Annotated in this window: 27 protein-coding genes; 14 read left to right on the top strand and 13 right to left on the bottom strand. The window is 70.5% G+C overall.

Annotated elements, in window-relative coordinates; genetic code table 11:
• The first annotated feature begins 290 nt into the window (after positions 1-290).
• The gene (locus tag M3147_RS16855) at positions 291-1,541 is read left to right on the top strand and encodes a serine hydrolase domain-containing protein (RefSeq protein ID WP_251204582.1); all 1,251 of its coding nucleotides are present in this window, start codon (positions 291-293) and stop codon (positions 1,539-1,541) included.
• A 64-nt stretch (positions 1,542-1,605) separates the two neighbouring features.
• A complete protein-coding gene (locus M3147_RS16850; RefSeq protein ID WP_251204581.1) occupies positions 1,606-2,442 on the top strand; it encodes a class II glutamine amidotransferase in 837 nt (278 codons plus the stop codon).
• Positions 2,443-2,545: 103 nt separating this feature from the next.
• On the opposite strand, the gene M3147_RS16845 is transcribed toward M3147_RS16850, so the two are convergent.
• Together M3147_RS16845 and M3147_RS16840 are read right to left on the bottom strand one after the other, a co-directional pair.
• Positions 2,546-3,070 (bottom strand): SRPBCC family protein, encoded by a 525-nt coding sequence (locus M3147_RS16845; RefSeq protein ID WP_251204580.1) that lies wholly within the window; start codon positions 3,068-3,070, stop codon positions 2,546-2,548.
• A gap of 209 nt (positions 3,071-3,279) precedes the next feature.
• Positions 3,280-3,444: a hypothetical protein gene (locus tag M3147_RS16840; protein ID WP_243570000.1), complete on the bottom strand. Its 165-nt coding sequence runs from the start codon at positions 3,442-3,444 to the stop codon at positions 3,280-3,282.
• A 259-nt stretch (positions 3,445-3,703) separates the two neighbouring features.
• Between M3147_RS16840 and M3147_RS16835 the strand changes: the two genes are divergently transcribed.
• From M3147_RS16835 to M3147_RS16825, 3 genes are all read left to right on the top strand, one after another.
• Entirely contained in the window at positions 3,704-4,591 is an 888-nt protein-coding gene (locus tag M3147_RS16835) for an SDR family oxidoreductase (RefSeq protein ID WP_251204579.1), read from the top strand.
• A gap of 12 nt (positions 4,592-4,603) precedes the next feature.
• The gene (locus M3147_RS16830) at positions 4,604-5,599 is read left to right on the top strand and encodes a DNA topoisomerase IB (protein WP_251204578.1); all 996 of its coding nucleotides are present in this window, start codon (positions 4,604-4,606) and stop codon (positions 5,597-5,599) included.
• A 123-nt stretch (positions 5,600-5,722) separates the two neighbouring features.
• Entirely contained in the window at positions 5,723-5,923 is a 201-nt protein-coding gene (locus M3147_RS16825; RefSeq protein WP_251204577.1) for a CsbD family protein, read from the top strand.
• A 123-nt stretch (positions 5,924-6,046) separates the two neighbouring features.
• Here M3147_RS16825 and M3147_RS16820 read toward each other — a convergent pair whose 3' ends face one another.
• From M3147_RS16820 to M3147_RS16810, 3 genes are all read right to left on the bottom strand, one after another.
• Complete coding sequence (locus M3147_RS16820; RefSeq protein WP_251204576.1) at positions 6,047-6,340, bottom strand: holin; 294 nt, start codon at positions 6,338-6,340, stop codon at positions 6,047-6,049.
• The gene (locus M3147_RS16815; RefSeq protein WP_251204575.1) at positions 6,337-6,762 is read right to left on the bottom strand and encodes a hypothetical protein; all 426 of its coding nucleotides are present in this window, start codon (positions 6,760-6,762) and stop codon (positions 6,337-6,339) included. Before M3147_RS16815 ends, M3147_RS16820 begins: the two co-directional genes overlap by 4 nt.
• Before the next feature lie 72 nt (positions 6,763-6,834).
• Complete coding sequence (locus M3147_RS16810; protein ID WP_251204574.1) at positions 6,835-7,044, bottom strand: hypothetical protein; 210 nt, start codon at positions 7,042-7,044, stop codon at positions 6,835-6,837.
• Positions 7,045-7,172: 128 nt separating this feature from the next.
• Between M3147_RS16810 and M3147_RS16805 the strand changes: the two genes are divergently transcribed.
• The 4 genes from M3147_RS16805 to M3147_RS16790 all read left to right on the top strand — a co-directional run bounded on the left by M3147_RS16805 (position 7,173) and on the right by M3147_RS16790 (position 9,726).
• Positions 7,173-7,598 (top strand): helix-turn-helix domain-containing protein, encoded by a 426-nt coding sequence (locus tag M3147_RS16805; protein ID WP_251204573.1) that lies wholly within the window; start codon positions 7,173-7,175, stop codon positions 7,596-7,598.
• A 31-nt stretch (positions 7,599-7,629) separates the two neighbouring features.
• Positions 7,630-8,073: an ImmA/IrrE family metallo-endopeptidase gene (locus M3147_RS16800; RefSeq protein ID WP_251204572.1), complete on the top strand. Its 444-nt coding sequence runs from the start codon at positions 7,630-7,632 to the stop codon at positions 8,071-8,073.
• Between the two features lie 247 nt (positions 8,074-8,320).
• Positions 8,321-9,331, top strand: a complete 1,011-nt coding sequence (locus tag M3147_RS16795) for a hypothetical protein (RefSeq protein WP_251204571.1) — start codon at positions 8,321-8,323, stop codon at positions 9,329-9,331.
• Between the two features lie 23 nt (positions 9,332-9,354).
• A complete protein-coding gene (locus M3147_RS16790; protein WP_251204570.1) occupies positions 9,355-9,726 on the top strand; it encodes a hypothetical protein in 372 nt (123 codons plus the stop codon).
• A 32-nt stretch (positions 9,727-9,758) separates the two neighbouring features.
• Here M3147_RS16790 and M3147_RS16785 read toward each other — a convergent pair whose 3' ends face one another.
• Genes M3147_RS16785 through M3147_RS16770 form a run of 4 tightly spaced genes read right to left on the bottom strand, consistent with a single transcriptional unit; the run spans position 9,759 to position 14,812 of the window.
• On the bottom strand, positions 9,759-11,210 hold the full coding sequence (locus tag M3147_RS16785) for a rhamnulokinase (RefSeq protein ID WP_251204569.1): 1,452 nt from the start codon (positions 11,208-11,210) through the stop codon (positions 9,759-9,761).
• Positions 11,207-13,279, bottom strand: coding sequence for a bifunctional aldolase/short-chain dehydrogenase (locus tag M3147_RS16780; RefSeq protein ID WP_251204568.1), 2,073 nt, complete (start codon positions 13,277-13,279; stop codon positions 11,207-11,209). Before M3147_RS16780 ends, M3147_RS16785 begins: the two co-directional genes overlap by 4 nt.
• Before the next feature lies 1 nt (position 13,280).
• A complete protein-coding gene (gene rhaI, locus M3147_RS16775) occupies positions 13,281-14,447 on the bottom strand; it encodes an L-rhamnose isomerase (RefSeq protein WP_251204567.1) in 1,167 nt (388 codons plus the stop codon).
• Positions 14,444-14,812: an L-rhamnose mutarotase gene (locus tag M3147_RS16770; RefSeq protein WP_251204566.1), complete on the bottom strand. Its 369-nt coding sequence runs from the start codon at positions 14,810-14,812 to the stop codon at positions 14,444-14,446. Before M3147_RS16770 ends, rhaI begins: the two co-directional genes overlap by 4 nt.
• 150 nt (positions 14,813-14,962) lie before the next feature.
• Here M3147_RS16770 and M3147_RS16765 point away from each other — a divergent pair, with 150 nt between their 5' ends.
• The 5 genes from M3147_RS16765 (at position 14,963) to rhaS (ending at position 20,839) form a co-directional block, all read left to right on the top strand.
• Positions 14,963-15,967 (top strand): LacI family DNA-binding transcriptional regulator, encoded by a 1,005-nt coding sequence (locus tag M3147_RS16765; protein ID WP_251204565.1) that lies wholly within the window; start codon positions 14,963-14,965, stop codon positions 15,965-15,967.
• Between the two features lie 157 nt (positions 15,968-16,124).
• Positions 16,125-17,639, top strand: a complete 1,515-nt coding sequence (locus tag M3147_RS16760) for a sugar ABC transporter ATP-binding protein (protein ID WP_251204564.1) — start codon at positions 16,125-16,127, stop codon at positions 17,637-17,639.
• Between the two features lie 50 nt (positions 17,640-17,689).
• Positions 17,690-18,670, top strand: coding sequence for an ABC transporter permease (locus tag M3147_RS16755; protein ID WP_251204637.1), 981 nt, complete (start codon positions 17,690-17,692; stop codon positions 18,668-18,670).
• Positions 18,667-19,737, top strand: coding sequence for an ABC transporter permease (locus M3147_RS16750; protein ID WP_251204563.1), 1,071 nt, complete (start codon positions 18,667-18,669; stop codon positions 19,735-19,737). The genes M3147_RS16755 and M3147_RS16750 overlap by 4 nt, the downstream gene beginning before the upstream one ends.
• A gap of 64 nt (positions 19,738-19,801) precedes the next feature.
• Complete coding sequence (gene rhaS, locus M3147_RS16745) at positions 19,802-20,839, top strand: rhamnose ABC transporter substrate-binding protein (RefSeq protein WP_251204562.1); 1,038 nt, start codon at positions 19,802-19,804, stop codon at positions 20,837-20,839.
• A gap of 149 nt (positions 20,840-20,988) precedes the next feature.
• Here rhaS and M3147_RS16740 read toward each other — a convergent pair whose 3' ends face one another.
• The 4 genes from M3147_RS16740 to M3147_RS16725 all read right to left on the bottom strand — a co-directional run bounded on the left by M3147_RS16740 (position 20,989) and on the right by M3147_RS16725 (position 25,017).
• Positions 20,989-21,729 carry a creatininase family protein gene (locus M3147_RS16740; protein ID WP_251204561.1) on the bottom strand — a complete coding sequence of 247 codons (741 nt, stop codon included), beginning with the start codon at positions 21,727-21,729 and terminating at the stop codon, positions 20,989-20,991.
• Positions 21,726-22,706: an aldo/keto reductase gene (locus tag M3147_RS16735; RefSeq protein ID WP_251204560.1), complete on the bottom strand. Its 981-nt coding sequence runs from the start codon at positions 22,704-22,706 to the stop codon at positions 21,726-21,728. The genes M3147_RS16740 and M3147_RS16735 overlap by 4 nt, the downstream gene beginning before the upstream one ends.
• A 173-nt stretch (positions 22,707-22,879) precedes the next feature.
• A complete protein-coding gene (locus M3147_RS16730; RefSeq protein ID WP_251204559.1) occupies positions 22,880-23,746 on the bottom strand; it encodes a helix-turn-helix transcriptional regulator in 867 nt (288 codons plus the stop codon).
• A 26-nt stretch (positions 23,747-23,772) separates the two neighbouring features.
• The gene (locus tag M3147_RS16725) at positions 23,773-25,017 is read right to left on the bottom strand and encodes a cytochrome P450 (protein ID WP_251204558.1); all 1,245 of its coding nucleotides are present in this window, start codon (positions 25,015-25,017) and stop codon (positions 23,773-23,775) included.
• Positions 25,018-25,030 lie beyond the last annotated feature (13 nt).

The following is a 25,030-nucleotide window of genomic DNA, read 5'->3' as shown; positions in this document are numbered from 1 at the left end:
GCCGCTCGCATCGCCGCTGCGGAGGAGTTCGACCTGGCGGGAGGCCCGAACGGTGCTGTTCGACCTCCCGCGGTGAGCATCTCCTCCCGCCACGCGCCCCGGGAAGTAACTGATTCAACCGGTTACCTGCGGGAATCAGGGATGCCTCGGGGGATCCCCTGACGGTCGGCGCCCGAGCGCCGGGGTAGAATCGCAGCGGACACAGGCTAGGGGGGCTGGTGGCTGAGCAACGGCATTCTTCGCGCGCGCGGCGCCTTCGGCGTCGTGGACGCCTGACCGGGCTCGCTGCGATGATCGCCTCGGTCGCTCTCGCGCTGACCGCATGCACCGGCGGCGGGCCCGATCCGGCGCGCAGCTTCGACGAGCTCGACCGCGCCCTGCCGGACTCGACCGTCGAGCAGCTGCAGGGCGTGCTCGACGAAGCCGTGCGACAGAGCGGCTCGAGCGGCGGGCTGGCCGGCGTCTGGGCGCCGTGGTCCGGCACCTGGGAGGGCGTAACCGGCACGACCGGTTTCGAGGAGCACGCGTCGAAGGTCACCCCGCAGACGAAGTTCCGCCTGGCCACTGGCACGACGGAGATCACCTGCACCGTGCTACTCCGGCTCGCCGACGCGGGGGTGGTGAAGCTCGACGACCCCGTCAGCACCTACGTCGACTCGACGCCCGGCATCGACGGCATCACGCTCCGCCAGCTCTGCCAGCAGACGTCGGGACTCGGCGACTTCTACCCCTCGCTCAAGGCGCACTTCGCGGCCAACCCGCAGCGCGTGTGGAGCGAGACGGAGCTCATCTCGGGCGGCCTCGCAGCTGGACGCGCCCTGGAGCCGGGGGAGGGCTGGTCCCCGTCGCGGGCGGGCGTCATGCTGCTCTCCCTCGCCCTGCGCAACGCGACCGGCCGTGACTGGAACTCGCTCGCCGAGGACTACGTCTTCGGCCCGCTCGGGATGGACGACACCGCCATCCCCGCGCCGAGCGAGGTGGACCACCACGGCACGCTCGGCGCGTACCTCGCGAAGCCGGGCGCCGACGGCGCTCCCGACTGCGCCGCCAAGTACGACGACTCCAAGCAGTCGAGCTCGATGGGCGGGGCCGCCGCCGGGGCCGTCACCACCCTCGCCGATGCCCAGGCGCTCAGCGAGGCCTTCGCCACCGGCGCGCTCATCGACGAACAGTTCGCCCGAGAGCAGTGGTCCCTCGTGCCGATGAGCGGCGACGCGCCCGCATGGCAGGGCTACGGCATCGGCGGCGCGCAGTACGGCCCGATGCGCGGGACCGCCGGCGAGGGGCCCGGAGCGCTCACCGCCGCGTTCACCGACCCGAAGACCGGGCTGACGGTGGTCGTGGCGCTGAACGACTCGACCTCGGGGGCGGACTTCGTACGCGAGGTGGCGTTCGCGCTCGCCTCGATCGCCTCGAAAGCGGAGGCGGCGCCCGATCACGAACGTCCGATGGTCGAGCTGCCCTGGTCGCTCGACCAGTCGGTGGCCAAGATGGCGGAACTCGCCAAGTGCCCGGCCGAGGAGGCCGCCGCGGCGGAGTGAGCGTCGGCCCGCCTCACGCTCGGAGCCGGCATCGCCCCGCTCACTCAGAGAGGAGATGAGACGGATGTGCCGATGGCTTGCCTACACGGGCGACGCGCTGCAGATCTCACGGGTGGTGCTCGATGCGAAACACTCCCTCGTCGCGCAGTCGCTGAACTCGCCGCTCGGTGCGGAGACGGTGAACGGCGACGGGTTCGGCCTGGGCTGGTACGGCCCGTCCGGCGATCCCGGTGATGCGCCGGCGATCTTCCACAGCATCGAGCCGGCCTGGCACGACGAGAACCTCCGCGAGCTCGCGCAGGCGGTCGAGAGCCCGCTGTTCTTCGCGCACGTGCGGGCGGCGGCCGGGCCGCCCATCCAGCAGACGAACTGCCACCCGTTCCGGTACGGGCGGTGGCTCTTCATGCACAACGGCGCGATCGCGGGCTTCGCCGCCATGAAGCGCGAACTGGTGCTCGAGGTCGCGCCCGAGTTCTTCCTCGGCATCCGCGGGACCACCGACTCGGAGCTCGTCTTCCACCTCGCGCTCACGTACGGGCTCATGGACGACCCCATCGAGGCGATGGCGCGCACCCTGCGCCGCATCGAGGAGGCCGGCCGCGGGCACGGCGTCGCCGCCGCGGTGCAGGGCACGTTCGCCGTGACCGACGGGGTGACCGTCTGGGCGTTCCGTTACTCGAGCGAGCACCGGACCCGTACCCTGTTCCACTCCGAGGACATCGACGTGCTGCGCGCCATGTACCCCGACTTCGAGCGGCTCCGCGCCTTCGGCACCCGGGCCCGGCTCATCGTCAGCGAGCCGCTGAACGACCTGCCCGGAGCGTTCATCGAGGTGCCGGAATCGACCGCGGTCATCGTCACGCCCGACGGCGACTACGAGCACCAGCCCTTCCTCGCCTGACCGCCACGCGCGCCGGGACGCGAAACCGAGTTGCCCGACTTCCATGGAAGTCGGGCAACTCGGGTTCTGCGTCGTGTCCGGCGCAGACGGAGCGCGGAGCGGCTCAGAGGCGCAGGTCGGGGTCGTCCCCGAGGGTGCCGTCACGGCCGAACTGGGGCGCGCCGCCCGGGGCGGGGTCGTGCACCTCGCCGCGCCAAGCGCCGGTCGGGGCATCCCGCTGTTCGATGAAGCGCTTGAAGTGCTCCAGGTCGCGCTTCACGAGCAGATCGTCGAGCTGCAGCGCGGCACCCGCCTTCTCGACGAACCCCTCGGGCTCCCACTCCATGGTCAACTCGACCCGAGTGCTGCCGTCGGCTTCCGGTCGGAACGCGACGCGCCCACGATGCTGCACCTCGCCCACGCTGCGCCAGGCGACGTGCTCGTCGGGCACCTGGTCGATGATCTCGGCATCGAACTCGCGGCGTACACCGCCGAAGCTCACCACCCAATGCGTCAGCGAATCGTCGATCTGGGTGATCTCGTCGACGCCGCTCAGGAACTCCGGGAACGACTCGAACTGCGTCCACTGGTCGTAGGCGGTGCGGACCGGTACGTCCACGTCGATCTCGGAGGTGATCATCGTGCTCATCGTCGACTCCTCTCGTCGGTGTGCTGGTCGGGTTTCGATCCGCCAGCGACGGTACGGAACACGGCGCAAGACGGTGAGGGGCTTGCGGATGCCGGTGCGAGCGACTACCGCGCGAGGCATCCGCGGCTCCGAAGACACCAAAACCCCGAGTTGCCCGACTTTCATGGAAGTCGGGCAACTCGGGGTCTGGTGCTGGACGGGTCGACGGCTTACACGCCTCGGCGCCCCGCGATCGCTCGGATCAGCCAGCTGATCACGGCGATCGCCAGCAGCACGAGTCCCACCCACAGCAGGAAGTTCAGCGACTGCACGAGTCCGCCGGTGATCGCCAGGATGATGGCGATGATGACGATGATAATCAGCAGGATGTTCATTGGAACCCCTTCCTCGGGACGGCGCATCCGACGTGGATGTCCGATCGCAACACCTTCACGCTAGGGGAGTTCACGCAACCGTCCGTGGGGGTTGACGCGGACGCTTCCGGCGTGCAATTACGCGGAAATCCGGGGGCGCGAGCCCGTTTGTCGAACGCCACAGCGAGTGTCAACCCCCTGCACCGCCGCGCGCCGCGCTGCCTACCGTGGAGGCGTACACCGAGCAACGACGACGACGAAGATCGCCGAGGAGGAGACCATGGCACGCACCACGACCCTCATCGACCCGACCACCAAGCATCCGAGGGGCCCGTTCCCCCGGCAGGAGCAATCCGCTCCGGGGGTCACGGAGGACATGACCCCGAAGCCAGACCACGGCGAGGAGAGCTACCGCGGCTCCGGCCGCCTACAGGGCCGTCGTGCCCTCATTACCGGCGGCGACTCCGGCATCGGCCGCGCGACGGCCATCGCCTTCGCACGCGAGGGCGCCGACGTCGCGATCGGCTACCTGGAAGGAGAGCACGCCGACGCGGAGGAAACGGCGCGCTGGATCGAGGATGCCGGCGGGCAGGCCTTGCTGCTGCCCGGCGACCTCCGCTCCGAAGCGCACTGCGAGCTGATGATCGAGCGCGTCTGCGACACCTTCGGGGGCATCGACCTGCTCGTGCTGAATGCCGCCCACCAGCGCGATCGCGGAGGCATCGACGAGATCCCGACCGATGACTTCGAAACGGTCATGCGGGTGAACCTCTTCGCCCCGGTGTTCCTCGCGCGCGCCGCGGTGCCGAAGCTGAAGCCCGGGTCGAGCATCATCACCACCGCGTCGATCCAGGGCTTCGACCCCTCGTCTCGGCTCGTGGACTACGCGATGACGAAGGCGGCGCTCGTCGCCTTCACGAAGGCGCTCGCCGAAGAGCTCGGGCCGCGCGGCATCCGCGTGAACGCCGTGGCTCCCGGGCCGATCTGGACCCCGCTGATCCCGGCGACCGGATGGCCAGACAAACTGCCGCAGTTCGGCAAGAACACCCCGCTCGGCCGCGCGGGCCAGCCGGCCGAACTCGCCGGCGCGTACGTCTACCTGGCCTCCGAGGAGGCCTCCTACGTCTCGGGCGCGATCCTGCCGGTCACCGGCGGGCGCGGCCTCTGAGGCGGGCCGGGGATGCCGCGGCTGCGCCGGGTGCAGCCGTACGTGTCGCCCGGCTATCAACGGCGTCGTCGCGGCTCGGGCTTCGAGTACCGGCACAGCGACGGCGGGCTCGCCGGCCGCGCGGAACGACGGCGCATCGACGATCTCGCCATCCCGCCCGCCTGGACGGAGGTATGGATCGCGGAGGCGCCGAACGCGCACATCCTCGCGGTCGGCGTGGACGCCGCGGGCCGTCTTCAGTACCGGTATCACCCGGCGTGGCGTGAGAAGCAGGATGCCGAGAAGTTCGAGCGGATGACGGAGCTCGCCCGGGTGCTGCCCGACGCGCGTCGCTCCGTGCGGCGGCAGCTCGCGGCGGAGGGCCGCGGTCGGGAGCGCGCGCTCGCCGCGGCGTTCCGCACGCTCGATCTCGGGGCGCTCCGCGTCGGCGGCGAGGAGTACCTGCTCGCCGCCCGCACCCGCGGGCTCACGACGCTGCTCATGCGCAACGCGCGCGTCGACGGCGAGCTCGTGCGACTGCGGTTCCGGGCCAAGGGCGGGGCGCTGCACCGGATCGAGCTCGCCGACGCCGGCCTCGTCGGCTTCGTCGAGTCCGGGGCCGACGCGCGGCCGAGCACGCGGCTGTTCAGCTGGCGAGCGGCGGACCCGGCCAGGGCCGCGCTCCGGGCGGTCACGGCCAGCGAAGTGAACGACGACATCCGGGAGCGCACCGGCGGGGACTTCACGGCGAAGGACTTCCGCACGCTGCGCGGCACGCTCGCTGCGGCCGAACGGCTCGCCGCCGAGGGGCCGCTCGGCACGAAGCGGGCGCGGAACGCCGCGGTCCGGGAGGCGTACGTCGCGGCATCCGAGGTGCTGCACAACACCCCGACGATCGCGAAGTCGAGCTATGTGGACCCGCGGGTGGTGCGCGCATACGAGTCGGGCTTCGTGCTCGAGCCGAGCCGGCGGCCGGAGGCGGCGCTCGTCGCCCTCCTGGAGGAAGAGCGCCTCGACGAGGCCCGGTGAGCCGGCCTTCCATATCGCGGCGGAGCTGTCAATCCCTTGGCGGTCGAGGCGCCCTGGTGCGAACGTGGAGTGGTCGGCGCAACTCGCGCCGAAGGGCGAACCGACATCGAGGGGATACCGACCATGGGACTCGGAGACAAGGCCAAGCACACTGCCGAAGAGCTCGCCGGTAAGGCGAAGCAGGGCATCGGCAAGGTGACCGGCAACGAGGAGCTCGAGGCCGAGGGTCGCGCCGAAGAGGCGAAGGCCGACCTCAAGCAGGCCGGAGACAAGGCCAAGGATGCCGGCAACGACGTGAAGGACGCCTTCACGAATCGGGACTGATTGCAACCGACCCGACTTGCCCGACTTTCATGAAAGTCGGGCAAGTCGTGGTTTTGGGGGCGGGTGCGCGAGGGCCGCGAGGGACGCGACGGAGAAAAGGGTCTGGGCTGAATACAGCAGGAATTAACATTCTGAGCTGAATCTATCGATGCCGCGCCGCGAGGGCGGTGCAGATGGTGTCGACCCGGGCGATGCTGGACTGGCTCCGCCGTCAGGGGACCCGCCTCGGAACGCGATCGAGCTGAGCAAGGAGCTCAGCGCGGCCAGGGCGCCGACGGACGCGAGCTGCACGGGATCGACCTGCAGGATGCCGGTCACGCCGGCCCCGAACGTGGCGATCGCGGCCTGGGCGAAGGTCGCGATCGCACGGTCGGCGGCATCGATCCAGAACTGCGGATCGGCGTACTTCGAGGTCATGGTCGGCTCCAGGGGGTTCGGCGGCGGGGGTGGCGGGGGCGGGGCGTCGGGGCCGGGCGCTCCGGGTCTGGGCCCGGGGCTCGACCTGCGTCGGGCCCGAGCTCGCCGCGGAGCTCGCCGCGGAGCTCGTCGTGCAGTTCGTCGTGCAACTCCTCGTGCAGTTCGTCGTGCAGCCGCTCGTGGTCGTCCTCGACCTGGTGGCGCAGTCGGCGTACCGAGGCATCCGTGCGCTCCATGAAGCTCGGCAGGGTGCCGAGCGCCTCGACGAGGGCGACGACGCGACGCAGCCAGGGCCAGAGCCGCACGAGCAGCCGGAGCACGAGCACCGAGGCGGCCACGACGAGGGTCAGCTGCAGCAGATCGATGCTCGCGAGCCAGCCGGCGACGGCGGCGAACCAGTCGGGGGAGATCGAGTCGGTCATGGGGTCCTCCGTTCTTCGGGCCGCGGGGCGGGCGGGGTGGGCTGTGCGCCGGGGTGGCCGCGGTCGTCGGGCTCAGCGCCGGCGGGCGTGGCGGGGTGCCCGGTCGTGGCAGCCGCGGGGGCAGCGCAGCTCGTAGCCGCAGGGGCCGAGCATGGCCCGGGTGCCGCGGCGGCACTTCGCGCAGCACGGGGTCGGGTCGGTGGTCGCTTCGAGGTAGGCGATGATGCGCTCGAACTCGAGGTCGCGCATGGCGGTGATGGTCTGGTCGGGGATGCGGTTCATCCGTGGCTCCGTTCGGTCGATCCTCTATTGCACGTATGCAATGCAATTGCGTGAGATCAATATGGTGGATGCCTTGCGCGAATGCAAGCCGATTGCGGCGCGTCGTCATCCGCCGTACGCTGGAGCCCGTGAATGAGCGGATGCGGTGGAGCGCCTACCTCGCGGCGACGGGCGACGGCGTGCGGAACAGTGAGATCGCCCGACGCGCCGGCGTCGACCCGGCCACGGTCGGACGGTGGCGCAGCGGAGCGACCGACCCCAACCCCAGGCAGGTCGTGGCGTACGCGCGCGCCTTCGGGCGGCCGCCCGTCGAAGCGTTGATCGCCGCCGGGTACCTGACCGCCGAGGAGGCCGAGGTGCCGGTCGCCGTCGCGCCCGCCGATCCGCTCGCCGTGGTCTCGACGGGCCGCCTGCTCCGTGAGGCGCTGCGTCGGGTCGAGGCGGATGCCGGCGCCGGTGTCGGCGGCCACGCCGAGGATGACTACGAGTTCACGCCGGAGGCGCCGTCGCCCGACGACTACCGCCTCGCGGCGCGAACGGGCACACGCAAGTAACAGCACCGCATCGGGGGATCGGGTGAGGGCATTGGTTCGAGTCGCGGCCGCGCTCGGCGTGCGCCTGCACGCCACGCACCTCGACGAGCAGACGCTCGGGCTCTACTCGCCCGATGAGCAGCGCATCTATTTCGACATCCGCCTCACGCCGAACGAGCGGCGGGTGACGATCGCCCATGAGCTCGGCCACGCCTACTACGGCCACGACCACTCCAACCCGAAGCACGAGCGGCAGGCCGAGGTGTTCGCCGCCGAGCTGCTGATCGACCCCGAGAAGTACGCCCGGCTCGAACGCGTCGACCCCGACCAGCACCGCCTCGCCGACGACCTCGGGGTGACCGTCGAGCTCATCCGCACCTACGAGGAGCACTGCCTCGAGCGGGTGCGGGGCATGACCTACACCCGGGCGCGCATGGGTGCCGGGCAGTGGGAGTACCGCGGCGTACGCGCGGACGCGGAATCGGCGGGCGTCTAGCTCGTGCGGGTGGGGTCGCTCGGGCCCGCGGTGGCGATGAGCGCGATGTTCAGGCCGACCAGCGTGGCGGTGCTTCATGGTCAACGTTGGTATCCAGAACTCGAGTCAACAAGAGCATTGAGGATTCCCCTGCCTGAGCTGCATGGAAATGCGGGCATTCGTTCTCGGGGTTGAATTCTTCGGTGGTATCCCGTAGGCAAGAAGCGTCTACGGAGGGAGTTCAATGGTGCAAAGAAGGCTAAGTGGGTTGACGGTGGCGCTCGGAACGGTCTGTGTCTTTGCTGCTTCGGTGGCCACGCCCGCTGCGGATGCGCTGGAACCGACACCAGGCACGCTTTCGGATATTCAGGCTGTCGCGCCGGAGGTGCTCGTCGACGTTGCGACGATCGAGAGGGGGATCGGCTCCCGGGCGGCGATTGAGTTTCGTCAGGGTGCCGATGAGGTGGTGGTGCCCCTCGATCCGGCTGACGGAATCCTGCTGTCGGGGGCGGGCGGAGATCTCGGGATTGGTCTTCCGAATTCGGATGATGCGAGCCAAGGGGAAGTCCTGGCTGGCGGAATTGTGGCCTACGAAAATGGCGATGGCTCAACGACTGTGCCAGTGCTGAAAGACGACGGGTCCGTGCAAATCGTCACGGTCATCGAAGAGCCCACGGCCCCTCACCGCTACGAGTATGTACTGCATCTTCCGGTCGGCGCGACGATCGAGCTGGCCAAGGAAGGGCACATCGTCATCTGGGACATTGACGGTAACCTCCTTGCCGGTGCCGTGGCGCCTTGGGCAACGGGCGCGGACGGGAGCGCTGTGACGACGTACTTCGAAGTCGATGGATCTACGCTCGTACAGATCGTGGAACATGAGCCAACCACAGCGTTTCCCGTGATTGCGGACCCATGGCTCGGGAAAAACCTCTTCGGCAAGGTCGAAAAGAACCGCAGAGGGCTGTTTCAGAAGAAGGCGACGTACTCAAGCGTGCTCTCCACGTGGGGGACCGCCGTGTATACGGGAATCGCACAGGGCGGGGGAATCGCCGGCTCAGTTGCCGGGCATGCGATCCTCCGTGATGCGGGGTGGTCTGAACTCAAGTCTCGGCTCGTGGGCTCTTCACCCGCGGCCACCTTGAAGCAACAATATGACTGCCATGTTCTGGGTGGCTACGCGGTGTGGATGAGTGGCGTTCACTGGGACCTGGAACTTGCGCGCCCGAACAATCCGAACTGGCTTAAGGGAGTTGACAAGCACAAATGCAATTGGTGAGGAGGATTGCCGCCCTATCAGTGATGACCGCGGCGGCCGCGAGCGCACTCACAGGGTGCGCCTCCGACGCCCAGAGCCGGTCGCAGCTCGACCTGGTGGCGACCTTCGTCGATCGCCCTGACGACCCGGACTGGCCCTACCTGGATGCCGTGGACGTCACAAGTTCCGTCTGCGTCGAAAATGTGTCCTGCCGGCAGGCGGTGCGCAGCGACTACGTCATGATCCTCACGTTTCCGGACAGCGACGATGCTCGCGACTACGCGGGCGCACTCGGCGGCGACGGTGTGCAGATCGACCCGCTCGTCATCGACTTCATCGACGAGTCCCTCACCAGTGAAGAGCGACTCGAAATCATCCAGAGCGTCGCCGGGATCAATGCCAGCAGCCCGGATTGATCCGGAGGCCGGCGGGACCTTGAACCGTCGCCTCAGCCCCGCGGCGCGAAGCGGCGCGGCTCGTGCGTGCGCGCGACGAGGTCGCGCAGCGCCTCGAGCGAACCGCTGACGAAGCCGGCGGCGCGCGCCTGGACAAGGAGGTTGCCGAGCGCGGTCGCCTCGACGGGGCCGGCCAGCACCGGCACCCCGGCACGGTCGGCGGTGCGCTGGCAGAGCAGGGCGTTCTGAGCGCCGCCGCCGACGACGTGGATCGTACGCAGTTCGACGCCGCCGAGCCGGGCGGCGGTCGCCGCGGCATCCGCGAACGCTTGCGCGAGCGATTCGACGATCGCACGCGCGATCTCGGCCCGGGTGGCGGGAGCGGCGAGCCCGCGCTCGGCGCACCACGCTCGGATCCGTTCCGGCATGTCACCGGGCGGCAGGAAGCGCGGGTCGTCGACGTCGAAGACCGGCACGGACTCGGCGGGCACCTCGGCCGCCGCCGCGAGCAGCGCCGGAAGCTCGATCGCGTGGCCCTCGCGCTCCCAGCCGCGCACGGTCTCGCTGAGGATCCACAACCCCATCACGTTGTGCAGCAGGCGCACCCGCCCGTCGACGCCGCCCTCGTTCGTGAAGTTCGCGGCGAGCGCCTCGGGGGTGCGCACCGGGTGCTCGACCTCGACGCCGACGAGGCCCCAGGTGCCGCAGGAGATGTACACCGCGGCATCCGCCCGCATCGGCACGGCGACGACGGCCGACGCCGTGTCGTGCGAGCCGACGGCGACGACGTCGGCAGTGCCGCCGAGGGAGTCGGCGACTGCGGGCCGCAGCGCGCCGACGCGCTCGCCGGGGGCGATCAGCGGCGGCAGGAGCTCGCGAGCCCCGGGCGGCAGCCCGACTCCGGCGATGAGGGCGTCGTCCCAGGCCTGCGCCGACCAGTCGAGCAGCCCCGTCGTGGACGCGTTGGTGAGCTCCGCCCGAGCCTCGCCGGTGAGCCAGTACGCGAGCAGGTCGGGCACGAGCAGCGCCCGATCGGCGACGGCGAGCACCTCGGCCGGCTCGGCCGCGAGCTGGTAGAGCGTGTTGAACGGCAGGAACTGCAGCCCGTTCCGCGCGAACAGCTCGGCGTGCGGCATCCGCTCGTGCACCGCGGCGACGCCGCGCGCGGTACGTTCGTCGCGGTAGTGGAACGGGATGCCGAGCAGGCGGCCCTGCCGCAGCAGCCCGTAGTCGACGGCCCAGGAGTCGATGCCGATGCTCGCGATCCCGGATGCCTGCCGGAACGCCTCCCGCAGGCCCGCGAGCACGTCGCCGTAGAGGCCGAGCAGGTTCCAGTGCAGGCCGTCTCCCGCGAACACCGGGGTGTTCGGAAACCGCGCGACCGTCGTGGCCTCGAGGGTGTCGGGACCGACGCGGCCGAGTACGACCCGCCCGCTCGTGGCGCCGAGATCGACCGCCGCGACCGCGCCGGCCGGCCCCGGCGCGCCCCCGCGCCCGGCGCTCATCGCAGGAACGCGGCGGCGACGCCCGAGTCGACGGGGATGTGCAGGCCCGTGGTGCGGCTGAGCTCCGGCCCGGTGAGCACGTACACGGCGTCGGCGACGTTCTCGGGCACGACCTCGCGCTTCAGGATGGTGCGGTTCGCGTAGAACTGGCCGAGGTCCTCCTCGTCGACCCCGTAGGTCGCGGCGCGGTTGGCGCCCCAGCCGGACGCGAAGATGCCCGAGCCGCGCACGACGCCGTCGGGGTTGATGCCGTTGACGCGCACGCCGTGCTCGCCGAGCTCGACCGCGAGGAGACGAACCTGGTGCGCCTGGTCGGCCTTCGTCGCCGAGTAGGCGACGTTGTTCGGCCCGGCGAACACGGAGTTCTTCGAGGAGATGTAGACGATGTCGCCGCCGAGCTTCTGGTCGATGAGCACCCGCGCGGCGGCCTTCGACACGAGGAACGAGCCCTTGGCCATGACATCGTGCTGCAGATCCCAGTCGGCCTCGCTGGTCTCGAGCAACGGCTTCGAGAGCGAGAGCCCCGCGTTGTTCACGACGAGGTCGACGCCGCCGAAGGCGAGCACGGCCTGGTCGATCGCGGCCTGGACCGCGTCGGCGTCGGCGACGTTCGCGGCGACGCCGATCGCGACGTCGGTGCCGCCGAGTTCGGCGGCCGCGGCGCGGGCCTTCTCGAGGTCGAGGTCGGCGACGACGACGCAGGCGCCCTCGGCGGCGAGGCGGGTGGCGATGGCCTTGCCGATGCCGCTCGCCGCGCCGGTGACGAACGCGATGCGCCCCCGGTGCGACTTCGGTTTCGGCATCCGCTGCAGCTTCGCCTCTTCGAGCGCCCAGTACTCGATGCGGAACTTCTCCGCGTCGGAGATCGGGGCGTAGCTCGACACCGACTCGGCGCCGCGCATCACGTTGATCGCGTTCACGTAGAACTCGCCCGCGACTCGGGCGGTCTGCTTGTTCGCCCCGTAGGAGAACATGCCGACACCGGGCACGAGCACGATGAGCGGGTCGGCGCCACGCATCGCGGGGGTGTTCCCTGAGCTCGTCGAAGGGTCGTTCGCATACGTCTCGTAGTACGCCTGGTAGTCGGCGCGGTACGCCGCGTGCAGCTCCGCGAGGCGGGCCAGTTGCTCTTCGAGGCTCGCGGTGGCGGGCAGGTCGAGGAGGAGCGGCTTCACCTTGGTGCGCAGGAAGTGGTCGGGGCAGCTCGTGCCGAGCGCCGCGAGCGCTGGGGCCTTCTCGGAGGCGAGGAAGTCGAGCACCGCCTCTGAGTCGGTGTAGTGCCCGATCATCGGCTTCTCGTTCGACGCGATCCCGCGGATGGCGGGGGCCAGCGCCGCGGCGCGCGCGTGCCGTGCGTCCTCGGGCAGCGCCTCGAAGCCGGGGCGCACGCCGCCGAAGGGCTGCGGGTCGCCGTGTTCGGCGAGGTAGGCGGCTGCGGTGTCGATGATCCACCGCGAGTTCGCTTCGGCCTCGTCGGAGGTGTCGCCCCACGCGGTGATGCCGTGTCCGCCGAGGATCGTGCCGATCGCCTGCGGGTGGTCGGCCTTGATCGCGGCGATGTCGAGGCCGAGCTGGAACCCGGGGCGCCGCCACGGCACCCACACGACGCGGTCGCCGAATATCCGCCCGGTCAGCTCGGGACCGTCGGCGGCCGTCGCGATCGCGATGCCGGAGTCCGGATGCAGGTGATCGACGTGCGCGGCATCCACCAGTCCGTGCATCGCCGTGTCGATCGAGGGCGCCGCACCGCCTGTGCCGTGCAGGCAGTAGTCGAACGCGGCGACCATCTCGTCCTCGTGCTCGACGCCGCGGTACACGCCGCGGAGCGCCCGCATCCGGTCGAGGCGCAGCACCGCCAGCCCCTCCGGCTTCAGGGTGCCCAGGTCGCCGCCCGAGCCCTTCACCCAGAGCAGCTCGACCGGCTCGCCCGTGACCGGGTCGGCCGCGATGCCCTTGGCGGAGGTGTTGCCGCCGGCGTAGTTCGTGTTCCTCGGGTCCGCGCCCAGGCGGTTGCTGCGCGCGATCAGTGCGGCGACGGCCGGGTTCGTCGACTCGTTCGGCTTCGTCATCTCAGGCCCCCCATCCGGCCTGCACGCCGCCGACGCGCTCTTCGGCGATCCGCTGCTGGTAGCCGGAGGCGAGGTACGCGGCCATCGGGTCGGCGGCGAGCCCGCGCTCCTCGCGCCAGGCGGCGAGCTGCGGGCGCACATCGGTGTAGAAGGCATCCATGATCACCGCGTTGGCGGCGAGCACGTCGTTCGCGTCCTGCGCGGCGGTGAGCGCTTCGCGGTCGATGAGCAGCGCGCGGGCGGTCATCTCCTGCACGTTCAGCACCGAGCGGATCTGGCCGGGGATCTTGTCCTCGATGTTGTGGCACTGGTCGAGCATGAACGCCACGTCGGGGTTGTTCAGTCCGCCGCCGCGGATGACCTCGGCAAGGATGCGGAACAGCTGGAACGGGTCGGCGGCACCCACGATGAGGTCGTCGTCGGCGTAGAAGCGGCTGTTGAAGTCGAAGGAGCCGAGCTTGCCGAGGCGCAGCAGCTGCATCACGATGAACTCGATGTTCGTGCCCGGCGCGTGGTGGCCCGTGTCGAGGCAGACCATGGCCTTCTCGCCGAGGGCGCTCACCTGCGCGTAGCTCGTGCCCCAGTCCGGCACGTCCGTGTGGTAGAACGCCGGCTCGAAGAACTTGTACTCGAGCACGAGGCGCTGCTCGTCGCCGAGGCGCGCGTAGATCTGCTGCAGCGAGTCCTGGAGCCGGTCCTGGCGGTCGCGCATGTCGTTCTGGCCGGGGTAGTTCGAGCCCTCGGCGAGCCAGATCTTCAGGTCGCGAGACCCGGTCTCGTCCATGATGTCGATGCACTCGAGGTGATGGTCGATCGCCTTGCGCCGGATGCGCGCGTCGTGGTGGGCGAGGGCGCCGAACTTGTAGTCCTCGTCCTGGAAGGTGTTCGAGTTCACGGTGCCGAGCGTCACACCGAGGTCTTCGGCGTGACGGCGGAGGGCGTCGAACGACTCGACCCGGTCCCACGGGATGTGCAGCGCGACCACGGGCGCGAGCCGCGTGTAGGCGTGCACCTGCGCGGCGTCGGCGATCTTCTCGAAGGGGTCGCGGGGCGTGCCGGGCGTCGCGAACACGCGGAAGCGGGTGCCGGAGTTGCCGAAGGCCCAGCTGGGCAGTTCGACCGACTGCTGGGCGAGGGCGGAGAGGTGCTCGGAGGAGAGGGCGGTCATGATGCGGGGCTTTCGTGGTCGGTGTCGGCGAGGGCCGTCAGCTGGTCGTGCAGGTTGAAGACTTCGGCGAGCGTGGTGGCGGCCTGGTCGGCGCGGCCGTCGAGGCCGACGAAGAACTCGGCCATGGATGCCTCCCAGCGGGCGGCGACGGGGGAGGCGGCGAGGTACGCGCGAGCGGCCTCGTCGTCGTCGGTCTCGTAGTAGCCGAAGAGGGTGCAGCGTTCGCGGTCGAGGAAGATCGAGTAGTTGCGCCGCCCGGCGGCCGCGATCTCGCGGAGCAGCTCCGGCCACACGGGGGTGTGCCGCTCGACGTAGGCGTCGAGCAGTTCGGGGCGCACCTGGAGGGTGAACGCGACGCGGGGCATGGCACTCCTTCGTGGGCTCGCGGGCTTCGAACGGCTCGGTCGACTCGGAAATGAATCGATCCAGCCGTGAATCGTTTCAAACTGTAATGTGGTCCTCAGGGATCCGTCAAGCGATCCGCAATCACCGACCGTCAGGGCGAGGGGCCACCTATGTCAGTGAGCGTGAAGGACGTCGCGGCCGCGGCCGCGGTGTCGGTCGGCACGGTGTCGAACGTGCTGAACCGCCCGGACAAGGTGGCGCCCGCCACCGTCGCCCGGGTGCAGGCCGCCATCGACCGGCTCGGCTTCGTGCGCAACGACGCGGCCAGGCAGCTGCGCGCCGGTCGGAGCCGCAGCATCGGGCTCGTCGTGCTCGACAGCGCGAACCCGTTCTTCGCCGAGGTCGCCCGCGGGGCGGAGGAGCGCGCCGCCCGCGAGGGCATGGCCGTGCTCCTCGGCAACAGCGATCAGACGCCGAGCCGTGAACGCGCCTACCTCGAGCTCTTCCGCGAGCAGCGGGTGAACGGCGTGCTGCTGACCCCGACCGACCTCGAGGACGGTGCCGTACGCCGGCTCGCCGAGAGCGGCATCCCGCTCGTGATCGTCGACGGCGAACTGCCGGGCGGCGGCGTGCCCTCCGTCGCCGTCGACGATGTGCAGGGCGGCATGCTGGCCGTCGCGCACCTGCTGGAGCAGGGGCGTCGGCGTATCGCGTTCATCGGCGGGCCTCGATCGATCCGCCAGGTGGCCGATCGACTCGAGGGCGCCCGGCGCGCCCTGGCCGGGGTGCCGGAGGCGACGCTGGAGGTCATCGAGCTCGACGCGCTGACCGTGCTGCAGGGACGCGATGCCGGTGAGGAGATCGCCCGCCGGTCGCCGGCCGAGCGTCCGGACGCCGTCTTCTGCGCGAACGACCTGCTGGCGGTCGGCGTGCTGCAGGGCACCGCGATCCTCGGCGAGGTCCGCGTCCCCGGGGACCTCGCGCTCATCGGCTACGACGACATCGACTTCGCGCAGTCCGCGGTGGTGCCGCTGTCGTCGGTGCGTCAGCCGGCGCGCGCGATCGGCGCCGCGGCGGTCGAGCTGCTGCTCGAGGCGCTCGACTCCGAGGGTGCCGCCATCCGGCACGTCCGCTTCCAGCCCGAGCTCGTCGTGCGCGCCTCGACCGGGCGGTGAGCGCCGCCGGATCGCGGTCGCGGATCGCCGTATCCGATCCGTGACTTGACCGACGGGCGACGGATGCCTACAGTTGCCCTGAATCGAAACTGAATCGATTCATACCGACCCAGTGAGATCCCCCGATCCCCCAACACCCTCAACGAGGAGGAACCCCGTGCCGAGCACTGACGCACCCGTGGTCCTCGAGCTCTCGGAGGTCGTCAAGTCGTTCGGCGCCGTCGTGGCGCTGCGCTCCGCCAGCCTGCGGTTGCAGGCCGGCTCGATCCACGCCCTCATCGGCGAGAACGGCGCCGGCAAGTCCACGCTCGTGAAGATCGTCGCCGGGCTCTACCGTCGCGACGCAGGCGAGTTCCGGCTCGACGGCGAGGACGTCGACTTCACCTCCACCGCCGAGTCGAAGGCCGCGGGCGTCGCGGTCATCTACCAGGAGCCGACGCTCTTCCCCGACCTCTCGGTCACCGAGAACATCTTCATGGGCCGCCAGCTCACCGGCCGCTTCGGCCGGATCGACCGCAAGGCGATGCGCCACGAGGTCGAGCGCCTCTTCACCCGGCTCGGCGTCGTCATCGACCCCGACCGTCCGGCCGAGGGGCTGTCGATCGCCGACCAGCAGGTCATCGAGATCGCCAAGGCGGTCTCGCTCGACGCGAAGGTGCTGATCATGGACGAGCCCACCGCGGCCCTGTCCGGCGTCGAGGCCGAGCGCCTGTTCGCGATCGCCCGCAGCCTGCGCGACGAGGGCCGCGGTTTGATCTTCATCTCGCACCGCTTCGACGAGGTGTTCGCGCTCTGCGACACCGTCACGGTGATGCGCGACGGCGCCTACATCGCCACGACCCCCATCGCCGAGACCACCCCCGGTGAGCTCGTGCGGCAGATGGTCGGCCGCGAGGTCACCGAGCTGTTCCCGAAGCAGGAGACGGTCGTCGGCGAACCGCTGCTCGAGGTCGAGGGCCTCACCTCGCCCGGCGTCTTCCACGACATCAGCTTCACCGTCCGTTCCGGTGAGATCGTCGGGCTCGCCGGCCTCGTCGGCGCCGGCCGCAGCGAGGTCGCGCGGGCGGTGTTCGGAGTCGACCAGTACCGCGAGGGCACCGTCACGCTCAAGGGTCGGCGCATCCGCCGCGGCCGGCCCACCGAGGCCATGCGCGCCGGGCTCGCCCTCGTGCCCGAGGACCGTCGCAAACAGGGCCTCGTCATCGACTCCGGCGTCGGCCGCAACATCACGATGGCGATCCGCCGCGAGCTCTCCCGCTTCGGCCTCATCACCACCGGGCTCGAGAACCGCGCCGCCCGGGTCTGGGCGAGCCGGCTCGAGGTGAAGTCGTACGCGCTCGACACCGTGGCAGCGACCCTCTCCGGCGGCAACCAGCAGAAGGTCGTCCTCGCCAAGTGGCTCGCCACCAAGCCCGACGTGCTCATCGTCGACGAGCCCACCCGCGGCATCGACGTCGGCACGAAGTCCGAGGTGCACCGCCTGCTCTCCGAGCTCGCGGGGCAGGGCATGGGCATCCTCATGATCTCCTCCGAGTTGCCAGAGGTGCTCGGAATGGCCGACCGGGTGCTCGTGATGCGCGAGGGGCGCATCACCGCCGAGATCGACCGCGCAGACGCCACCAGCGAGAACGTGATGTTCGCCGCCACCCACGCATCGGAGCAGCACTCGTGACCTCCTCTCCCCCCACCACGGTCATCCCCGTCTCCGGGATCACCAAGCACATCGGCGCCCTCGGCAAGGCGCGCGAGTTCGGCATCCTGATCGCCCTCGTCCTCGTGGTGATCGCCGCGACCACGATGAACCCGAGCTTCCTCTTCTCGACCGACGGCTGGCGCGACCTGCTGCTCACCCCGTCGATCCTGGTGCTCGTCGCCGCCGGGCAGGCGATCGTCATCATCACCCGCAACGTCGACCTCTCGGTCGGATCGGTGATGGGGCTGTCGGCCTACCTCACCGGCCGGCTCTTCATCGACGTGCCCGGCCTGCCGATCCCCGTCGTCGTGCTCCTCGCCGTGCTGTTCGGCGCCTTCCTCGGGCTCGTCAACGGCTCGCTCGTGGCGTTCGCCCGCGTGCCCGCGATGGTCATCACGCTCGGCACGCTGTACGCCTACCGCGGCATCAACGTCATGTGGGCCGGCTCGACCCGCGTGAACGCCTCGGACATGCCGAAGGAGTTCCTCGCCATCGGCACCGGGCAGTTCCTCACCATCCCGATCCTCGCCATCGTGGCGTTCGTCATCCTCGCTGTCGCGGCCTGGTACATGCGCAACACGCGCGGCGGCCGCGAGTACTACGCCATCGGCTCCGACCCCGCCGCGGCCGAGCTCTACGGCCTGAAGGTCACCCGTCGGGTGCTCAGCGCCTTCACCCTGTCGGGCGCGCTCGCGGGCCTCGCCGGCGTCTTCTACGTCGCCCGCTACGGCACCGTCAGCTCGCAGGCCGGCGCCGGCTGGGAGCTCGATGCCGTCGGCGCCGCGGTCATCGGCGGCGTCGCGATCACCGGCGGCATCGGCACCGTCTGGGGCGCCGCGATCGGCGCCGTGCTGCTGATGACCATCAACCGGGCACTGCCGATCCTCGGCATCCCCGACTTCTGGCAGCGCGCCGTCGTCGGCGTGCTCATCATCGGCGCCATCGTGCTCGACCGCTGGCTCGCGGTGCGGCAGAGACAGCGACTCATCGAAGCGAGGGACGAGTCATGACCACCACGACCAGCCCGGCGACCCCGCCCGTCACGACGAACCGGGTGAGCCGCGACTCCGAGAAGCCGCTCTGGCGCCGGGTGCTGCTCACCCGCGAGATGGCGATCGTGGCGCTCCTCGTCCTCGTCGTCGCCTACGCGATGCTCACGGTGCGCGGCTTCGCGCAGCCGATCACGCTCAACTATCTGCTGCTCGACATCGCCCCGATCCTGCTGATCGCGCTGCCGATGACCCTCGTCATGATCACCGGCGAGATCGACCTGTCGGTCGGCAGCATGGTGGGCCTCGCGAGCGTCGTCACCGGCGCCGGGGTGCACGCCGGACTGCCCTTCGAGCTCGCCGCCGTGCTCGCGCTGCTCGTCGGGGCGATCGGCGGTGCGTTCAACGGCTTCCTCGTGACCGTCGTCGGGTTGCCCTCGCTCGCGGTGACGATCGGCACGCTCGCGCTGTTCCGCGGCCTCGCGGTCGGCCTGCTCGGCACCACCGCGGTCACCGACTTCCCCGAGGGCTGGACCGCCCTCGCGAAGGCGAAGATCGCCGGCACGACGATCCCGTACATCATGATCCCGTTCCTGATCCTGCTCGTGATCTTCGTGGTGGTGCTGCACTTCACGCCCTTCGGCCGCGGCATCTACGCGATCGGGCAGTCGAAGGATGCCGCGCGCTTCTCGGGCGTGCACCTGGAGCGCACGAAGTTCCTGCTGTTCATGGCGGCCGGGCTCGTCGCGGCCTTCGCGGGCGTCTTCTACACCCTGCGCTTCGGCAGCGCCCGCGGCGACAACGCCACGGGGCTCGAACTGCAGGTCATCGCCGCGGTCGTGCTCGGCGGAGTCTCCGTCTTCGGCGGCCGCGGGCAGCTCTACGGCGTCGTCGCCGCGGTGCTCCTGATCGGGGTGCTCTCGAGCGCCCTCCGGCTCGCGAACGTCACCTCCGACGTCATCAACGTGATCACCGGCACCCTGCTGGTGGTCTCCGTCGTCAGCGCGAGCCTGCTCGCCTGGCTGCAGAAGGTCCGACGACGACGGTCGGGCCCTCCCTCCCCCGTCGCAGCACCCACAGCATCTTGACGACGCTGCGCCCTCGACCGACGGCACTCGTCGCGGTCGCCAGCACGAAAGGAATGGAAGAACAATGAAGTTTGCACACAAGCGTGCGACCGCCGTGGCCGCGGCCGCGGTGGCGGCTGCGCTCGCACTCTCAGGCTGCGCCGACACCGGCTCCACTGGCGGCGGCTCGAGCGACGGCGGCGGGAGCGACAACCTGTCGATCACCTTCCTGCCGAAGAGCCTCGGCAACCCCTACTTCGACACCTCGAGCAAGGGCGGCAAGGCGGCCGTCGAGGAGCTCGGCGGGACCTTCGCCGAGGTCGGCCCGGCCGAGTCGGGCCCCGACGCGCAGGTGAGCTACATCAACACCGCGACGCAGCAGGGCGTCGGCTCCCTCGTCGTCTCGGCGAACGACCCGAAGGCGATCTGCGACGCGCTCAACGAGGCGCGGGACGCCGGCGTCAAGGTCGTCACCTTCGACTCCGACACGAACGCCGACTGCCGCGACCTGTTCGTGAACCAGGCGACGGCCGACGGCATCGCGAAGGTGCAGGTCGACCTCATCGCCGAGCAGATCGGCGACGCCGGTGAGATCGCGATCGTCTCGTCGACGGCGAACGCGACGAACCAGAACACCTGGATCGACAAGATGAAGGAACTGCTCGCCGCCGACCACCCGAACATCCAGCTCGTGGACGTCGTCTACGGCGACGACGACGAGCAGATCTCGTTCGACAAGACGGCGGCCGTGCTGCAGTCGCACCCGAACCTCAAGGGCATCGTCTCGCCGACGACGATCGGCATCTCGGCCGCCGCGCGCTACCTCTCGACCTCGGACTACAAGGGCAAGGTCGCGCTGACCGGCCTCGGCACGCCGAACCAGATGCGCGAGTACATCGAGGACGGCACCGTCACCGCCTTCGCCCTGTGGAACCCGGAGGACCTCGGCTACCTGTCGGCGTACGCCGCCGCCGCGCTCATCAACGGCGACATCACCGGCAAGGAGGGCGACACCTTCAAGGCCGGCAAGCTCGGCGAGTACACCGTCGGTGCGGACGCCACCGTGCTGCTCGGCGACCCGTACGTGTTCAACAAGGACAACATCGACGACTTCGACTTCTGAGTCGTCGGCGGGTTTCGTACGACATCCACCCAGAAGCGCCCCGGCCGGGATCGGCCGGGGCGCTTCGGCGTGGGGGTGATGACCGAGTTGCCCAACTTTCATGAAAGTCGGGCAACTCGGGGGTGGGGGTGGGGTGGGGCGGGGGCGGTTCAGTCCGCTTCTGCGAGGCCCGCGACCCAGCCGACGAGGTGAGCGAGCAGCGGCTCGGCGCTCTCGGTGTCGAGCCGGCGGGGGTCGGCGCCGAAGACGCCGTGCAGCGGGTGGTCGGCGCGGTGTCGGTCCTGGCCGTAGGGGTCCTCGCCTGCGGGCGCCGGGTGCGTCGCGGGGTCGGGCAGCACCTCGACGTGCACGAGCTCGGGCGAGAGGGCGTGCAGCACGAGCGACTCGAAGCGGCCGGCGTGGTCGGGAGCGACCGGCGGGGTGGGCGCCTGGCCGAGGGTGCGGGCGACGGCGCGGAGCGGGGCATCCGTCGCGTTCCAGCGATCCGCGACCCGCTCGATCAGCTCGCGCTGCTCCTCGGCGAAGTGACCGCTCAAGACGACGGCGCGGCGCACGCCGAGCTCCGAGAGCCGGGCGAGACTCTCACCGAGCAGCGTCTCGATCGCCTCGGGGGTGTCGCTCATGAGCGTCCACGGGTAGCGCGAGTGCTCGCCGCCGACCGCCTGGTAGTACGCGGGCAGCACGACGCCGCCGTGCTGCTCGGCCGCCCGCAGGCAGATGCCGTAGGCGGTGAGCGCGTCGAGGCCGATCGGCAGGTGCGGGCCGTGGAACTCGAGCGAGCCGAGCGGCAGATACGCGACGGAGGCGAGCGCCAGGCGCGCCTCGATCTGCTCCGGGCTCAGCCGCTCGATCGCGGGCGAGATGTCGGTTGCTGAGGTGGTGTCGCTCATACGTAGAAGTTCCTCTCCCATCCGAAGCCGGCGAGCTGCTCGCGCAGGCCCTCGGCGAGTCCGCGCCCGTCGGCGAACGACAGGTTGCGGGCGATGCGCCGCTGCGACGTCATGCCGACGATCGCGGTCGAGACCTCCGAGCGGTCGAGCACGAAGCGCACGGCGGCCTCGTCGAGCCCGTCGTAGTACGGCGCCGTGACGGCTTTGATCGCCTCGACCCGCTCGAGCGTCTCGGTGAAGCGCTCGCCGCGGAACATCGTCTTCAGCACCGAGTCATCCGCCCACTGCGCGTACGTCTCCGGCGTCCACGCGCCGCTCAGCGAACCGGAGTCGAGCGCGACGCGCACGATGATCGCCGTGCCGGACGCCGCCGCCGCCGGCAGCAGCGCCCGCTCGGGTCGCTGCTCGAACAGGTTGTAGATGACCTGGATGGAGTCGACGAGTCCCGATTCGGCCAGGGCCACGCCCTCGTCGGCCCGGTAGTCGCGCAGCGAGACGCCGATGCGGTCGATCTTGCCCTCGTCGCGCAGCTCGTGCAGCGTCTCCAGCCAGCCGAGCTCGTGGATGCCGCGAGGCATCCAGCAGTGCAACTGGTAGAGGTCGATGCGATCGACGCCGAGGCGGCGGAGCGACTGCTCGGCCTGGGCGCGCAGGTACTCCGGCCGGTAGGCGGCGGCGATGTCGGGATCGTCGACCGAGGGGTGCGGCCACTCGGGCGGCTGCACCTTCGTGGCGACGTAGACGCGCTCGCCGCCCCACTCCCGGAGCGAGCGGCCGACGACCTCTTCGCTGTGGCCGGAGCCGTACATCTCGGCGGTGTCGACGAAGTTGATGCCTTGGTCGTAGGCGTCGAGCAGCGCGCGCACCGAGGCGTCGTCGTCGACCGGCCCCCACTGCCCGCCGAGCTGCCAGGCGCCGAACGACACCTCGCTGATCTCCCACCCGGTGCGACCGAACGGTCGGCGATGAACGGTCATGTGCTGATGCGCTCCTTCACGCTCGGATGCGCGGACTGCGCGCTGCGGCGCGCGGGCTGCACGCCGCCGCCGCGCACCCGGCGCGGCCCTTCGAATCTACGAAGAGCGGATGGTCCGCCGAAGGACACCGGAACGCAGAAACATGGACTGGACGAGCAACGCGCGCCGCGGTCTCACGGCCGTACGGTCTCCCGGGCGAACTGCGTCGGCGCGACCCCGTACGCCCGCCGGAACGCGCGCGAGAAGTACAGCGGATCGGGATAGCCGACGAGCTGCGCCACCTCGCTGACCCGCATGCCCGTGGTGCGCAGCAGACTGCCGGCCTCGCGCAGCCGCACGTGCCGGATCCACGCCTGCATGGACTCGCCGGTATGCCGGGTGAACAGCCGCTGCGCAGTGGTCTCGCTGCACCTGGCCGCCTCGGCGACCCGGGCGACGGTCAGCGGCTCGGCGATGTGGTGACGGATGAAGGTCATCATGAGCTCGAGCGAGCCGGGCACCGCGGTCTGTTGCGCGTGGCTGTCGGCCCAGGCCGCGTTCTCGAAGAGGATGAGCCGTCCGAGGGCCCGGAAGTACTCCTCGTCGAAGGCGCCCTCGCCGAGGCGTTCGATCGCGATCGTGCCGAACTCGGTGATGCGCCGGGCCGCGGCGTTCCGCATGGTCGACAGCCCGGGGCGGAAGGCCGCCGCATCGCCGTGCCGCGCCGGGTCGTCGAGCAGGGGGTCGCCCGGCAGGTGGGCGACCCGGGGGATGACGGGCGCCGAACGGTCGTAGCGGGGGACGACGTGCAGCGTGCCGATGTGGAACGGACCGCGGCGGTTCGCCCGGTACTCCACGTGATGGTGCCACGGCAGTCGCACGACGTGCTGCGCGTCGACGGTCCAGCTCTGGCCGCCGGCGCGGATCTCGCCCCCGCCGCTCACGATCCAGATGAACGAGACGCTCATCACGTGCGGGTTCACGATCTGCTCGCCCGACGTGAAGCGGTACCAGTTCGCGCCGACGACGACGGGGTCGTCATCGGGGTGCAGCAGCGTCACATCGACCATGGTAGGTCGCATGAGCGTCAGGCGGCGGCCCCCAAGCGGACCGACACGGTGCCCGCCTCGTAGACGGCGACCGGGTGCGCGAAGGGCTGCGGGGTGAGCTGCTCCGCGTCGACGAGGGTGAGCTCGGGGAACGACTCGAGCAGGGCCGTGATGGCCTCGCGGATCTCGACGCGGGCGACTTGCTGGCCGATGCATCCGTGGATGCCGTAGCCGAAGCCGAGGTGGCCGAAGGCGTCCCGGGTGACGTCGAACTCCTCCGGACGATCGCCCCAGTGGCCCGGATCGCGGTTCGCCGCGACGGGCGAGACCGACACCGACGTGCCCGCGGCGATGCGCGTGCCCTCGATCTCGACGTCCTCGAGCGCGGTGCGGGCGAAGAGCGTCACGAACATGGCGCCGGCGCGCATGAACTCCTCGACGGCCGGTCGGAGCTGCTCGGGTTCGGCCCGCAGGATGGCGAGCTGCTCGGGGTTCGTCAGCAGCGCCACGGAGGCCGTCGCGATGAGGTAGGCGACGGAGTCGCGCCCCGCGCCCATCAGCAGGCGCAGCAGCGCCTCGACCTCGACGCGGTCGAGCTCCGGATTCTGCAGCAGGTCGGTGATGACGTCCTCACCGGGCGAGTCGCGGCGCTCCTCGAGGAGGGCGCGGATGAAGTCGTACTTCTGCTGCGCCGTCGACTCCTCGACGAAGAGCGCGACGAAGCGCTCGTAGTGGTGCTCGGGGATGCCGATGACGTGGCAGTGCGTGCGGGCCGAGATCGGCATGGCGTAGTCGCGCCAGAGGTCGACGACCGGGCCGCGCTCCCGGAGCGCCGCGATCTGCTCGGCGACCATGGCGCGGATCCACGGTTCGCGGGCCCGCGCCTGGCGCACCGAGAAGCGGGCGGTCACGGCGCGGCGGAGCTTCGCGTGCTCCTCGCCGTCGAGGTTCAGGAGGTTGAGCTCGTCGGAGGCCTGGCCCGCGGCATCCAGTTCGCCCGGCGCCTCGAGTGGCACCGCGGCGCTCTCGGCCTTGCCCTCCTCGCCGTGCGCCGGCGGCCCGACCGGCATCCGCGAGGGGCGCATGCTGAACCGAGGGTCCTGCAGCACCGCGACGGCGGCGTCGTAGCGGGTGGCGACGAGGCCCTCGTGGCCGTCCTGGAAGTCGAGCGGCACGAAGGCGCCGGCCTCGCGCCAGGCGGCGAGCTGCGGTGACGGCGCGAGCGGCGTGCCGTCACCGGGGAGCGAGCGGGAGTGGAACGGGCATTCGGCGGGGATCGTCATCGATCTGGCTTCT

This window comes from Agromyces mediolanus (genome assembly GCF_023715325.1).
Classification (GTDB): Bacteria; Actinomycetota; Actinomycetes; order Actinomycetales; family Microbacteriaceae; genus Agromyces; species Agromyces mediolanus_A.
The sequence above is the reverse complement of the archived record's forward strand: the minus strand, read 5'-3'. Positions and strand labels throughout refer to the sequence as shown.